Source organism: Vreelandella sp. EE27 (genome assembly GCF_968206495.1).
The window spans coordinates 3,403,929-3,417,273 of record NZ_OZ309109.1 but is presented as its reverse complement, the minus strand read 5'-3'; the positions used below and the strand labels follow the sequence as shown (position 1 = coordinate 3,417,273).

13 protein-coding genes and 1 pseudogene are annotated in these 13,345 nt (G+C 58.2%); 2 read left to right on the top strand and 12 right to left on the bottom strand.

The window, feature by feature from the left end:
* Positions 1 to 203: 203 nt before the first annotated feature.
* Genes hpxZ through ACWHVV_RS16005 form a run of 8 tightly spaced genes read right to left on the bottom strand, consistent with a single transcriptional unit; the run spans position 204 to position 8,494 of the window.
* Positions 204 to 605 carry an oxalurate catabolism protein HpxZ gene (gene hpxZ / locus ACWHVV_RS16040; protein ID WP_447927111.1) on the bottom strand — a complete coding sequence of 134 codons (402 nt, stop codon included), beginning with the start codon at positions 603 to 605 and terminating at the stop codon, positions 204 to 206.
* Complete coding sequence (locus ACWHVV_RS16035; RefSeq protein WP_447927110.1) at positions 598 to 1,296, bottom strand: cysteine hydrolase family protein; 699 nt, start codon at positions 1,294 to 1,296, stop codon at positions 598 to 600. Before ACWHVV_RS16035 ends, hpxZ begins: the two co-directional genes overlap by 8 nt.
* Positions 1,293 to 2,315, bottom strand: coding sequence for a formamidase (locus tag ACWHVV_RS16030; protein WP_447927109.1), 1,023 nt, complete (start codon positions 2,313 to 2,315; stop codon positions 1,293 to 1,295). Before ACWHVV_RS16030 ends, ACWHVV_RS16035 begins: the two co-directional genes overlap by 4 nt.
* A 1-nt stretch (position 2,316) precedes the next feature.
* Positions 2,317 to 3,771 carry an amidase gene (locus tag ACWHVV_RS16025; protein WP_447927108.1) on the bottom strand — a complete coding sequence of 485 codons (1,455 nt, stop codon included), beginning with the start codon at positions 3,769 to 3,771 and terminating at the stop codon, positions 2,317 to 2,319.
* Between the two features lie 56 nt (positions 3,772 to 3,827).
* Positions 3,828 to 5,117, bottom strand: coding sequence for a purine-cytosine permease family protein (locus ACWHVV_RS16020; RefSeq protein WP_447927107.1), 1,290 nt, complete (start codon positions 5,115 to 5,117; stop codon positions 3,828 to 3,830).
* A gap of 49 nt (positions 5,118 to 5,166) precedes the next feature.
* On the bottom strand, positions 5,167 to 5,862 hold the full coding sequence (biuH, locus tag ACWHVV_RS16015) for a biuret amidohydrolase (RefSeq protein WP_447927106.1): 696 nt from the start codon (positions 5,860 to 5,862) through the stop codon (positions 5,167 to 5,169).
* A 20-nt stretch (positions 5,863 to 5,882) separates the two neighbouring features.
* Positions 5,883 to 7,730 carry an allophanate hydrolase gene (atzF, locus tag ACWHVV_RS16010; RefSeq protein WP_447927105.1) on the bottom strand — a complete coding sequence of 616 codons (1,848 nt, stop codon included), beginning with the start codon at positions 7,728 to 7,730 and terminating at the stop codon, positions 5,883 to 5,885.
* On the bottom strand, positions 7,730 to 8,494 hold the full coding sequence (locus ACWHVV_RS16005) for a GntR family transcriptional regulator (RefSeq protein ID WP_447927104.1): 765 nt from the start codon (positions 8,492 to 8,494) through the stop codon (positions 7,730 to 7,732). Before ACWHVV_RS16005 ends, atzF begins: the two co-directional genes overlap by 1 nt.
* 74 nt (positions 8,495 to 8,568) lie before the next feature.
* Between ACWHVV_RS16005 and ACWHVV_RS16000 the strand changes: the two genes are divergently transcribed.
* Together ACWHVV_RS16000 and ACWHVV_RS15995 are read left to right on the top strand one after the other, a co-directional pair.
* Positions 8,569 to 8,754: a hypothetical protein gene (locus tag ACWHVV_RS16000; protein WP_447927103.1), complete on the top strand. Its 186-nt coding sequence runs from the start codon at positions 8,569 to 8,571 to the stop codon at positions 8,752 to 8,754.
* A gap of 150 nt (positions 8,755 to 8,904) precedes the next feature.
* Positions 8,905 to 9,336, top strand: a pseudogene (locus tag ACWHVV_RS15995) (YitT family protein); the annotation flags it as partial.
* 29 nt (positions 9,337 to 9,365) lie between these two features.
* Here the strand turns inward: ACWHVV_RS15995 and ACWHVV_RS15990 are convergent.
* The 4 genes from ACWHVV_RS15990 to ACWHVV_RS15975 all read right to left on the bottom strand — a co-directional run bounded on the left by ACWHVV_RS15990 (position 9,366) and on the right by ACWHVV_RS15975 (position 13,076).
* Positions 9,366 to 9,899: an RES family NAD+ phosphorylase gene (locus tag ACWHVV_RS15990; protein WP_447927102.1), complete on the bottom strand. Its 534-nt coding sequence runs from the start codon at positions 9,897 to 9,899 to the stop codon at positions 9,366 to 9,368.
* Complete coding sequence (locus tag ACWHVV_RS15985; RefSeq protein ID WP_447927101.1) at positions 9,896 to 10,255, bottom strand: XRE family transcriptional regulator; 360 nt, start codon at positions 10,253 to 10,255, stop codon at positions 9,896 to 9,898. Before ACWHVV_RS15985 ends, ACWHVV_RS15990 begins: the two co-directional genes overlap by 4 nt.
* Before the next feature lie 146 nt (positions 10,256 to 10,401).
* Entirely contained in the window at positions 10,402 to 12,666 is a 2,265-nt protein-coding gene (locus tag ACWHVV_RS15980; protein WP_447927100.1) for a heavy metal translocating P-type ATPase, read from the bottom strand.
* Positions 12,663 to 13,076: a MerR family transcriptional regulator gene (locus ACWHVV_RS15975; RefSeq protein WP_447929172.1), complete on the bottom strand. Its 414-nt coding sequence runs from the start codon at positions 13,074 to 13,076 to the stop codon at positions 12,663 to 12,665. The genes ACWHVV_RS15980 and ACWHVV_RS15975 overlap by 4 nt, the downstream gene beginning before the upstream one ends.
* Positions 13,077 to 13,345: the final 269 nt, after the last annotated feature.

Here is a 13,345-nt window from a genome sequence, read left to right as displayed (position 1 = left end):
CCTGCTGCAGGTGTTTGACGGTCGCGACGGCATCGGCGTGCTGGAATGCTGCGGCATGGCGGGTACTACCGAGCGGCTGATGCAGAACTTGGCCTGCCGGTCACCGAAGGCGTTAGTGTCACGGTGAAGTTAATGGAATTGCTGGGGCTTGGCACCACCTAACATGCCGATCTCCCCTCTCCTTGGCCCTGTCGCATTCAACTCTAGTATTCCAACGTCGAGAGATCGATGCTCACATGTGCACTAACGACCTTCCAGCCGTTTGGAAAACGCACCCATGTTTGCATCTGGCGGCCAATTCGAGGTGTTTCTCCATCCTCGAATTCGGTACTCACAGTTGCATAATCTTTACCGAAAGTAGTGATAACAGTATTGTGTAATCGACGACCGTGGCCGACGGGACGGCAGCTTCTTCGATAGACAGCAATAGCGTCAGCACCGTAGAGATTCTCAGCTACACCATAGCGTACGGTATGTGGTGCTTCCCAGAAATATGCATCCAGCGTGGACAATTCATTGTCCACTAGAGCACGCTCGTACTCTTCAAACGCCGCAATGACTTCGGCCACGACTTGAGGTAGATTGATGGCAGTAGTCTCAGTCATGCTTGTTCACCTTATGATTATTGTCTTCGCAAAAGGCGGCCTGAAACGCTGCAAGCGGTGTCGTGCATCCAACTATGCCGCTCTGAGCCACAATCATATCTAACGTCGCTTGTTTAAAAGAAGGGAAGTAACTCTCCGTTGCGTCTTCAATTAACAAACAAGCGTAACCCCGGTCATTGGCTTCTCGCATGCTTGTTTGAACACACACTTCGGTGGTAACGCCAGCAAATATAATATGGGTGATGTTCCGAGCCGCAAGCTTTTCGTCCAATCCAGTAGCGTAGAACATACCCTTACCCGGCTTATCAATCACCCACTCGCTAGCCTGCGGAGCCAATTGTGGAATGATTTGATTGCCGGGCTCACCACGAACCAGGATACGTCCCATTGGCCCTGGTTCACCAATACACAGTCCTGGTTTACCATGGATACGCTTGGTGTGTGGGCAGTCAGACAAATCCGGCAAATGTGACTCGCGGGTGTGCACTACTAACATATTTTCTGCCCTCCCCAATGTCAGCAGGTTTTCCACGTTGGGAACTATCCCCTGCAGGGGTGACACATCATTGCCTAGTGCTGCGCCAAAGCCTCCCGGTTCGAGAAAGTCGCGCTGCATATCGATAATGACCAAGGCCGTGCTGATTGGGTCGAAGCCAAAAATATGCGGTTTTGCGTTGACGCTTATCATCATTTTTCTCGCTGCTTGGAGGCCGAGTTATTGCCTGCAAAGGTGCGATTTGGCGGCGCAAATCCGCACGAAGTACCGTCGACTACTTTCACTTGTTCTTCCCAAGGCAAGCGGTAACTGCCTGCTACCAAGTCCTGCATGTAGGTATAAGGGCAGTCCTGAGCCCCGTCTACGACGGCGACATAGCCGCGATGACCAAGCTGATAGATATTGTTCTCTACTCCCCAGCCATGACGCGCCTCATCAATGAGATCTGGACGAATTTCAGCAGTAATGATTTCATCTATTAGTCCATTGCCTTCGGCCAAGGGAATACCATCGAAGTTAATAATCGAGCCTTCTCCCATCGAATTGAACGTCCCATCTGAACCGGCTAAGCAGACGTTGGCAGTAGCCATCAAGTTGCAAAAAGCGTTAGCTTGGTTGGTAATGCGCCAAGCATGTCGAATAGGAGCAGTGTAACCGGCGGTGCGAAGCGCCACGTGGGCGCCCTTGTAAGCGCACTCACGGGCCATCTCTGGGAACATGCCGTCGTGGCAGATGATCAGTGCCAGTTTGGAGCCGTTGGGGCCGTCGCAGACGGGGACGCCGCGATTTCCGGGTTCCCAAGGTTCGACCGGGACCCACGGGTGGAGCTTGCGGTAGTTGAGACGGATTTCACCTTGATCATCGATTATCAGCCCCGTGTTGTAGGGGTTACCCTCGGGGTTGTACTCCATGATGGAGAAGCAGCCCCAGATAGCATGCTGCCGACAGGCGTCGCGAAATTGTTCAACCTCTGGCCCATCTACCCGACACATCAACTCGTCTCGTGTATCCATGGACAGCCCATGCAGCGAATACTCAGGAAACACTACTAGATCCATACCAGCATTCTGCCGGCGTGCCTTGTCGACCATGTCACAGACCTTACGTGTCTGAATGGCTAGATCGTCCAACGTTTCGACAAGAGGTAGCTGCAATTGAACCATGCCTATGACGACACCGTTGCGTGACTTATTGAGACCTCCAAGTCCGCTCATATCAAAACTCCATCTGTTGTTCTTTGGCATCACACATGGATGGCCATTTCGAAGCCCAAGGAGATGCCAGCTCGTATGCCGCGGCAGCGGCGAGTACGCTGGTGTCGTCAAGATGCTTCCCTACCAGCTGCAAGCCTACCGGTAGACCGCCTGACGTCCAGCCGGAAGGAACGGACGCCGCAGGTTGGCCGGTCATGTTGAAGGGGAAGGTGAACGACAACCATTGGGTAGGCGGTACCATACGTCCTTCGACCTTCTCTGGCCCCTGCATATGAATCGGGAAGGGCGGTACTGTTAGCGTTGGCGTGATAAGCAGATCGAAACCTTGCATCATGCGCCACATGCGATTGCAAAGTGCCTTGCGTTCACGATTCGCCGCAGTAATATCCTCGGCGCGCCATGGGCGGTTGAGAAAGTCGACCAAGTGCGGCGACATTTCAGTGCCATGCTGGGCCAACATGCTCCGCATGCCTTCTAAGTCACTATCTCCCGCGACCAGCCCCCAGAAGCTATTGAAGGGATCCTGCCAGTCCGGAGTAACGTGTTCTATCTGGCAGCCTAGATCCTGCTCAAATACCTGTAGTGCACGACGTGCCAGTTGCCGGACTTCGGGGTTGACAGCGACGTAACCAAAGTCCTCGCTGAAGGCGATACGTTTGCCATGAAAGCGCTGCTTGATAGCGCCCAGCCAGTCGATGTCGTTAGGGATCGAATGGCGATCACGGGGATCGGGCCCGGCCATGACCGACAGCATTAGAGCACTGTCACGTACGCTGCGGGTCATGGGACCGATATGCTCTAGCGTCTCCCAGCTCGACAGGCCCGGATAACGCTCGTCACGACAGCCCGGGTAGAGCGGTACCCGGCCCGTTGAGGCCTTCATGCCAAATAGTCCACAATGGGCGGCCGGGATACGGACTGAGCCGCCGCCATCACTGCCCACTGCCATCGGGGTCATGCCGGTGGCGACGCTTGCGCCGGAGCCCGCGCTAGAGCCGCCTGGCGTGAGCTCCGGATCCCAGGGGTTACGGGTGGTCTCGAAGATGGGGTTGTGGCCCACCCCGCTATAGCCAAACTCAGGGACGTTAGTCTTGCCAACTACAATGGCTCCGGCAGCCTTGAGGCGTTCAACAATTACATCATCTTCATCGGGCACAAAGTCGCGGTAGGCGGTTGAGCCCCCCGTGGTACGTACGCCGCGGGTCGCAACCAAATCTTTCACCGCAACGGGGATACCGGCGAGAGGACCGGCGTCTTCGCCGTGGGCCAGCGTTCTATCGATGCGCTCGGCATCAGCCAGTGCCTGTTCACTAGTTAGAGTGCAAAAAGCATGTAGCGTACTGTCCAAAGCTTCAATGCGCTCCAGGCTCGCTTGGGTCATTTCGCGTACTGATACCTTCCGGCTGCGAATCAGGTCAATACGCGCGACTGCATCCAGTTTCCAGAGCTCTTTCATGGCATTACCTCCTCAATGAATAAACAGTTGGAATCAGTGAGCGATGAACGGGGTATTCATAAGCCGGTGTCAGGCTTTGAGGTTGCCATGCGTGAAGTACTCACAGCGTCCAGCAGCCAATGGGCCGCGAAACCTACTACCATGGCGACCACGGCAACCGAAAGCTGGGCGGCCCAGACGTTGGTGGCGGTGGCTACTAAAATGGCGAATCCCCAGCCGCCCATTGCGGCACGCGGGTTTGGTTCGAGTGTCAAGCCGTTACGCCAGAAGTGAGCAATGATGACGCCGCCAATGCCGGGCACCACGATACCTAAAAGGCTCAACCACTCGATCAGCAGATCCCAGACGCCTGCTGCAGCAGCAACCGTGCCGATGGCCCCAAAGAGGAGGGTCATCATTCTGAAGCGACGACCGGTGATTTCGCTCCAGCCAGTCGCAGCGTTGTAAAGGCAATGCATGGTGACAGAGGCGCAGTTCACTACGAAGAAGGCCGCGGCAATTGGCACTAGCCAGCCAGCCTGTCCTGCCACCACGGCAGCAAAGTTGCCGTCGTTGGCAGTACCTGCGGCGGTTACAATGGCGCCTAATATCATTGAGATACCGTTAGCGAGTGGGAAGGCGCTAGCCGTTGCAATCAGCGCATGACGCGGATTCTTGGCCCAGCGGGTAAAGTCCGCCGTTAGCGTACCGGAATCGATGAACAGTGAAATTACCATGGTGATGCCGATGCCAATACTCAGAGCGCTGGCATCAGGACTTCCCGCGAAGCTAGTGATGTTTGCCCAGTCATGCTGATTAAGGGTAATGGCTACCGCCGCAATACCCATGAGGATGAAGAAGGGCACGGAAATGGCCCCAATGACGCTGAGCGCACGCACTCCCATCATGGTCATGGCTGTGAATAGTATGCCGGTCACCAAGCTAGAAAGTGTTGATGACCAGCCCAACATATCGTGAAGGCCTTGACCTGCCAAACCGGTCTGCACTGCAAACCAACCCACTACCAACGTGGACAGGAAACCTGAAACTAATCGGGCTGCGTTGGGACCGAAGACGCCACGGGAGAGCAGCGAGAATGAACGCCCGGTTCGCGCCGCCACGGCGCTCTGAGCCCCGACGTAGCCAAACAGGATCAGGTTGCCGATCACGATGGTGATCAGCGCCGTAGAGAAGCCCAGAGCGTTGGTCAACTGGCTACCCAAGAAGCCACCAGTCACCACGAGCGGAAAGCCGATCCACACCAGCGTCACTGAAAGCAGTGAGTGGCGACGATGAACGGGGACCGGTTCGTGTTCGAACTCATCGCCAGAAGCCGGTGGGTTGTGGGAATGCGTGGATGGATTCATGTCATTACCCTCTGTTGCATTTATCGTGATAAGCACTGATCGCACTTGATCAATCTTCGCCCAGTGCCGCCAGAAGTTTTGACGACGGTGCCGTAGCCCCGAAGATGCCGCCCTGCATGTTGATCATGCTGATCGCCGCCTCTTTGTGACGCTCATCGGTTGCGCCGGTACAGTCGGTCAGCATCAGGCACTCAAAGCCTCGATCATTGGCTTCACGCATGGTGGTATGGACACACACGTCGGTAGTGATACCCGCGATGATCAGGTGAGTGCGGCCGCAGGTGCGCAGCACATGCTCGAGATCGGTGGCGTAAAACGAGCCCTTTCCAGGCTTGTCAATGATGATTTCACCGTCGACAGGGGCCAGTTCGGGAATGATTTCCCAACCAGGCTCGCCACGAGTTAACACGCGGCCACATGGGCCTGGCTTACCGATGGCGGCGCCAATCTGCTCACTGCGCCAGAGCTTGTTTGCGGGCAGGTCAACCAGTTCTGGGCGATGACCTTCACGGGTATGAATGATCATGGTCTCAGGATATTTGCGCAGGGCAGCAAGCACGCGCTGTAATGGTTCGACCGGTGCGCGGGTCAATGAAAGGTCATAGCCCATACGATCGACGTAGCCGCCCGGGCCACAAAAATCGGTCTGCATATCGATGACAATCAGAGCTATGCGATCTAGAGGCACCTTGCTATCAAAGGGCCAATGGTAGGGGCTGGCGTCCATGGCAATCTGTCGGGTCATGGAAACACTCCTGTTCGAGGTTAAGGGGAAAGCGTTGTATCGGAAGCGGGCATGGGAGAATCGCTAGCTTGGGTCTGCAACCACTGTCGCCAGCCGCCGTGATGCGTGATGTCTTGGGTGTCAGTAAGCCCTTCCAAAGCACCGGCCGCGGCGATGAAGCCGCTTACCCAGCGCCCGTCGGCCAGCTCGACCTTGCCGAGCCCCAGAGGGGAGGCGATGCCAGAGAGCAGGCTGCCTACGCTCTCAATGGGAAGACGCCAGACCTCAACGTCGATGGCGCGGCCGTGGGCGTCGTCGCGCACCATGGCCGGACGCGCCGGCTCGCCAGTTAGCGCAAGCAAGCGATAGCTGGCAGAGCTTTGGGTCCGCGATAGCAGGTAGCCACGTCGATCGGTCAGTTGGTGATTGAGAGGCAGCCCCATGAGGTGCGCACCGCAGACGACAAGCTCCAACATGCCATCACTAGCTGGTGGCAAGAGCTTAGGGTGACTACGGGGGATATTGGTCGCACCCAGCGGCAGCGTGCGTGATGATTCGAGTGCTCGACCTACGCTGAGCAGAAGTAGGTCATCAAACGCCATGCTAAACAGCGTGACACCTTGGGGTCGACCGTCAGCTAGGCACACGGGGACTGCCAGAGCGCTGTAGTCCAGCAGGTTCATAAAGTTAGTCCAGTGGCCCAACTGAGAGTTGAGGCCGATGGGGTCGTTGGCCACCTCGATCTTGGTCGGATGAGTAACTACAGTCGGCGTTAACATCACGTCGACCTGGGCGAGCTGTGCATCCGCTAGATGTTTGAGTTTGACGAGCTTATAGTGAGCATCAAAAAAATCGACTGCCAGCGGCATGCGGCCACCTTCAATAATTTCTCGGGTGACGGGGTGCAACGCCTCAGGCCTCCTGTCGATCAGCTCGCGCACGGCGTGATAGCGCTCAGCAATCCAAGGCCCTTCATAGAGTAGGCTGGCCGCTGCCAACATCGGGGAGCAGTCAATTTCTATACGCTCGCCGCCAAGAGATTCCAGCTCATGAATTGCAATGTTCATTGCCTCGGTATGCGATAAATCGGTTTGCCACTGGGATTTGGGCGGTACACCGAACCGAAATGAACCTGGCGGCTGGCCATAACGTTTGCCGGCAATGTTGAAATCATATGAACGAGACCAAGCGCATTCTGGATCAAGGCGAGCCGTGATGTTGAGGATGGTGTGAGCGTCATCAGCGGTCAGGGTAAAAAGACTGATAGTGTCCAACGTGGCACAGGCGGGTACTACGCCACGCTTACTGAGCAGGCCAAGCGTCGGCTTCAAGCCAAACAGATTATTGAAGCTGGCCGGAACGCGTCCGGAACCGGCCGTATCAGTGCCCAAGGCAAAGCTCACCTGCCCACTCGCCGTGGCGACGGCCGAACCACTGCTGGAGCCGCCTGGGATATAAGCGGAATCAAACGCATTATCGGGCGTGCCGTATTTCTCGGGACTGCGTTCGCCTACAAGTCCGGTAGCAAACTGATCGAGATTAGTCTTTCCCATCGGAATGGCGCCGGCCTGGACTAGTTGCTGCACCACGAAGGCGCTTTCCATGGGCGTATAGGCATAGGCAGGACAGGCGGCCGTGGTCGGAATCCCCGCAAGGTCAATGTTGTCCTTGATAGCAAACGGAATGCCATAAAGAGGCTGGGTCTCGGGGGACTCGCCTTCCAGTCGCAGTAGATAGGGCTCGAGCTGTTCCCGTGTAAGGCGTGTAATCCAAGTGGAATCGGCCTCGACGCTCTCTGCATTGCGTAGTAATTGATCGATGAGAGTCGCTGGCGTCAATTTACCGGCCCGGTAGGCTTCATGCAGCGCAGTGATAGTAAGGTCCATCATTATTCATGGCTCCTGTGGGCATCCGGTCGCGCGTGCGACTCGACAAAGGATTGAGATACGGTGCCTACTGAAAGGACATGTCGGCGTGCGGCCTCGGCAGCCCGATGGGCATCATTCGCCACGATGGCTTCTACGATCGCCTCGTGCTCGATGAAAGAGCGCTCCGGACGATGGCTGACTTGAAACTGGGTATGGCGAAAAGGCTGTAACCGGGCTCGTGTTGACTGAGTCAGTTCGATTAAGTATTCGCTGCGCGACCCTTCGTAGAGCCGCGAGTGAAACTCGTCGTTGAAATCGGCATAGGCGTGAGGCGAGTAGCTGTGGCTCAGCGCACGTGAGGATTCATGCAGGATGCTTAGGGCGCGGCGCTCTTCTAGAGTCATGCGTTGCGCACATAAGCTCGCGCATGACGCCTCGAGCTCAGCCATCGCCTCGAACATGCTGAGTAACCGGGACTCAGAAATACATGCAGTTACAACACCCCGGTTGGGACGCCGTTCCACCAGTCCCATCGCAAACAAATGACCGAAAGCTTCTCGGACAGGCGTGCGAGATACACCAAAGCGGTCGGCAATCGACTTCGCGCTCAAGCGTGTCTCCGGCGGCCACTGCCCGGAAACGACCTCCTCTGACAATATTCGCACCATATCGTCTACCGTAGTGCCGTCCCTCAATAGCGCTTTCTTGTCCATTACGTTCACTTTCGTCATCGCCATTTTGTCCATGATCTTCACACGAAAAAGTGAATGCACTTTTTTTGCCATGGTCTAAAAAGCAGATTAAATACAGATAATTAATAGAATTATGACGAAAACAAGTAGTGCACCTGGAAAAGTGCATGCACTTAAAGCAGGCGGGGAGTGCGACTTTTGCACTCAGTTGGACAGCCGTTTCGGATTCCACGAGTATTTCAGACGGCTTTATCGCGGATAGTCAGGAGAGGGAAAGAGATTTTAATTTCGTAAAGGAATATCCGCGCAAGCACTTGATGCGAATCGATTATCTTGAAGTGGCGCTGCATTGAAGGTGACCGCGCAAGCTTTTTCCGGTTTTCAGTATCATGACCAGTTCGTTGTGCTCGTGGTATTTGAACCCGAGATACCCCGGATCATCATGGCTATAAGGATTAGCCAGGAGTGAGAGAACGTATGCATTTGACGAACTCCGACATCGGTTCTTCGCGATCAACCTGCCGTTTTATTATTTTGCGATCAAGCGGATGGGGTGGAGCTTCACCCTGCGCACCTTCGTGGCGATCGGACTGGTATCGCTATTCGCCGAGCTCACCCAGCAGTGGGTCGCCTTCGAGCGCGTGCCCTCGCTCTATGCCGCGCTCATGGGCGGGGCGCTGATGGGGATCGGGATGCTGATGCTCTTTCGCCACCGCACGAGCCTTGGCGGCATCAACATTCTTGCGCTCTACCTGCAGCAGCGCCACGGCTGGCGGGCGGGCTACGTGCAACTGGGTATCGACGGCGTGATCCTGCTGGTCGCGCTGACCCAGCTGCCGCTGGACCGGGTGGCATTCTCGGTGCTGGGGGCGGTTACGCTGAACCTCATCATCGCGCTCAACCACAAGCCGGGGCGCTATATCGGGGTGAGCTGACCGGGTATTTTCAAGCCGCCACGCGCTGTCTAGTCCCGCTCGCTTTGCAAGCGCCGCTCATCGTCTATCACGCTGACGCGGGTAGGTGCATTCAGCGACCAGTTCCAGAACACGATATTGACGTCGCGGCGAGTCGCCCCCGTGGCCTGCGAAGGCACGCGAATGCCGGCGAAGCCCATGTGGCGCAGTCGCTCGACGATTTGCCAAGCGATCACGGGCTGGCGTTTTAGCTTTTTCTCGAGCCAGGCCTCCCTCATCCAGCGCTCCGGGTCTGGATGAACGCGGAGTTGTATATCCGGCTCGCACAGGTCGAGCAGCGGGCCGCAGTCGACCTCGTAGCTGCAAAGCGTCAGTGGCTGGGTTTTGAAAGGAAAGCCCTGCTGCGCCTCCAGCCAGGCCGTCTCGAAACGCTCGCTGGTGTAGAGCGCGGGTAAGCCCGGGGGATTCCAGCGCCCGCCGCTGTGTGCAGCGCCTTCACCGGAGGCAGGGGCGTGATGCCACCGGGGGTTGTGGCCACGATAGACGATCCCTTTATAGTGAAAGCCTAACCCCAGCAAGCTCACGCATGGCCCCCCTCGGCAATATGCGAGAGATAGGCGCGCACGTCATCGGCTCGACCGCGACTGACCAGCTCTTCCGGCGTTAGATCACCCAGCGCCGGGATAGGATAGGTGCGATACCAGGACCAGGCACTGCTGATCGACCCGGCCCAGGGTTCGATGCGCTTGAGGATTTCCATGGTCTGGCGCAGACGTTGCTGTGTGGAAACCGCGTGGAGACGCTCCTTACGAATGATGGCGTTGTGGCTAAGGCCGATCGCACTCGCGAACTCGCGTTTAGTGATGTGCAGCTCTTCCAGCAGCGCATCGGCGATGATGAAGCCTTCTCCATTGACGACATGGCTTAGTTCAAGGCTCATGGGTGTCACCTTTAGAGACATATATGTGTGTCAGTATGAGTGACATTCTGGCTTTTGTAAAAGTCGACCCTAGCGAGAGGGCCCCATCCAAAACCACCAGACGATCAGGGCGATCAGCAAAACGCCCGTTAGATTCACCAGTACGCTCATGACGTCTCCCTGGCGGTGGGGGTGAAGCGGCGTAACCGACTGGCGTTGCCGACGACGGTCACGGAGGAGAGCGCCATCGCGGCCCCGGCGATGATCGGTGAGAGCAGCATGCCGGTCAGTGGGTAAAGCGCGCCGGCGGCGATGGGAATGCACAGCAGGTTGTAACCGAACGCGCCCGCCAGATTCTGCTTGATGTTGGCAAGGGTAGCGCGGCTGAGTTCGATGGCGGTGGCGACACCGTGAAGCGAGCCGTGCATCAAGGTAACGCCGGCGCTTTCCATGGCGATATCCGTGCCGCCGCCGATGGCAAAGCCGACATCCGCCTGGGCCAGCGCCGGGGCGTCGTTGATGCCATCGCCGGCCATGCCCAGGATTTCACCCCGCGCCTGGCGGCGCTTGATTTCCTCGAGCTTGTCCTCGGGGGAAAGCCCGGCCATGAATTCATCGATACCTACCTCCCGGGCTACCGCCGCCGCCGTATGTCGGTTGTCGCCGGTCAGCATCACCACCGTCAATCCATCGCGTTTCAAACGGGCGATGCTGGCGGCGGCGTCCTGGCGAACCGGGTCGCTGACGGCGAATACACCGGCAAGCGTGCCGTTGACCGCGATATACACCGCCGACCGGGCGTTCTTTTCGAGCGCGGCGGTCATCTCGGCCGCCGCCTCCAGGCCAATACCGGCTTCCTCCAACAGCCGGGCGCTACCCAGCAGCAAACGGTCCCCCTGCTCGGTGGTGCCGCGCACCCCCGCGCCGGTGTCGCTTGCAAACGACTCGAGCGCTACGACCTCCGTCGTTTGGGTCCTGGCGTAGGCGCAAAGCGCGTTGGCCAGCGGGTGCTGCGAACGCTGCTCCAGGGCGTTCACCGCGCCCAGTAGCCAGGCGCGATCGGAATGAAAAATAGCCGCCTCGAGCACGCGGGGCTTGCCCTCGGTCAGCGTGCCGGTTTTGTCGACCACCAGGGTGGTGAGCCGGCAGGAGCGCTGCAGCGCCTCCCCGTCGCGAATCAGCACCCCGTGCTCGGCGGCCTTGCCCACGCCGATCATGGTGGAAAGCGGCGTGGCGAGACCCAGTGCGCAGGGGCAGGCGATGATCAGCACCGTGGTCGCCGTTACCAGCATGTAAAGCGTTGGTGGCGCCGGGCCCAGGTTGAACCATATAAGCGCGGTGAGCACGGCCAGAATCATCACGGCGGGTACGAAGACGCCGGAGATTCGGTCGGCCAACTTACCAATCGGTGGGCGCGCGTTTTGCGCGTGGGCGACCTGCTCGGTAATACGTCCAAGGCGAGTGTCGCGGCCGGTGTGGGTGGCGCGATACAAAAGACTACCCTCGCCGTTGACCGTGCCGGCGGCAAGCGCCGCCTGAGCGGCTTTATACACCGGCGCGGGCTCACCGGTGAGCATCGATTCATCCACATGGCTTTGCCCGTCGAGCACCACGCCGTCTACGGCCAAGCGTTCGCCGGGGCGTACGCGCAGGGTGTCACCAGGCACCACGTCATCGACATTCACTTCGAAGGTATCGCCATCGCGCTCGAGACGCGCGGTCGTGCCCTGCAGATCCAAAAGCTGGCCGAGCGTTTGGCGGGTACGGCCCCGGGCGCGAAGTTCCAGGGCGTTACCCAGCAAAATGAGCCCGACCACCATGGCCGAAGCCTCGAAGTAAATACCCCGGGCGGCCTCGGGCAGCCAGGGGGCGAAAAGCACCACGGCCATCGAGTAGAGCCAGGCCGCGCCGGTGCCCAGGGCGACCAGCGTATCCATGGTGGCCTGGCGGTGGGTCAGCTGTCGCCAGGCGTTGGTGAAAAAGTGCCGCCCGGGAAACGCCAAAATAGCCAGCGTTAGTAGACCGATCACCAGCCAGAAGATGCGGCCCATGCCTTGCGGGGCAGGGTGATAAACCAGCATGGAAAGCATCAACGGCAGCGCCAGGGCCAGCGACAACACCCCGCCGCGCAGGCGCGCTTGGTAGGTGGCTTCTTCCTGGTCGCGGCGGCGCTGCTCGGCTTGTTTGAAATCGACGATCGGCTCGGCGACGTAGCCGTTCGCCGCCACTGCCTCGCACACCGCCTCGTTCGATACTTCGCCGCTCACCTCGGCGGTTTGGGTGGCGAAGTTGACCGTGGCGTGTTCGACCCCGGGGATCTGGCCGAGCGCGCGGTCCACGCTTTTAACGCAGCCGGCGCAGTTCATGCCGCGAATTAAAAAGCGCTGGGGGCGCTTATCAAACGATGCGCCAACGCAGGTATATGATTTCATGAGCGGGAATCCGGGAAACTCTCGATGAGTCGGCAGATACTGTGGCCGGTGGGCGTGGCATCGGGCATGGCCTGCCAGCTTGCAAGCGCCTGCTCCATGCGCGCGGCCAACGCTTCGAGCTCTTCGATGCGCGCGCGTATCTGGGGCAGGCGGCTCGCCAGCAGGTCGCGCACCAGCGGGCAGGGGGAGTCACCCTGGTCGGCATAGGCCAGGATGTCGCGGATTTCGGCCAGGCTAAAGCCTAGTGTTCGCGAGCGCTGAATGAAGGCGAGCCGTTCCAGGTCGTCGCTGGAAAAGAGCTGGTAGCCGTTGTCCGGGTGGCGCGCCGGGTGCAAAAGCCCTTCGCGGCTGTAGTGGCGTACGGTTTCGGCGCTGACCCCCGCGCGCCTGGCCAGCTCACTGACTTTCATGAGGGCCGCGGTTTGTGAGGCGCTTGTTTGGGAGGCACTTGGCTGCATGGTCGCGTTACCGTTGTCGACGTTCATGTTCAGTGTAAAACCTGTGGGTGGCCCATAGGTCAAGCACGCCAGGAAAACTCGGTAAAGTTAACTAAAACACCGATTTAAAACGCTCGTAAGACTAATGGATAAACCCCAAAAGAAATAAAACGACCGTTTGCCCCTTGAACCTACGCCGACATTGGGCGAAAACTAGCGCTGGGGCGAATAATAACGCGGGC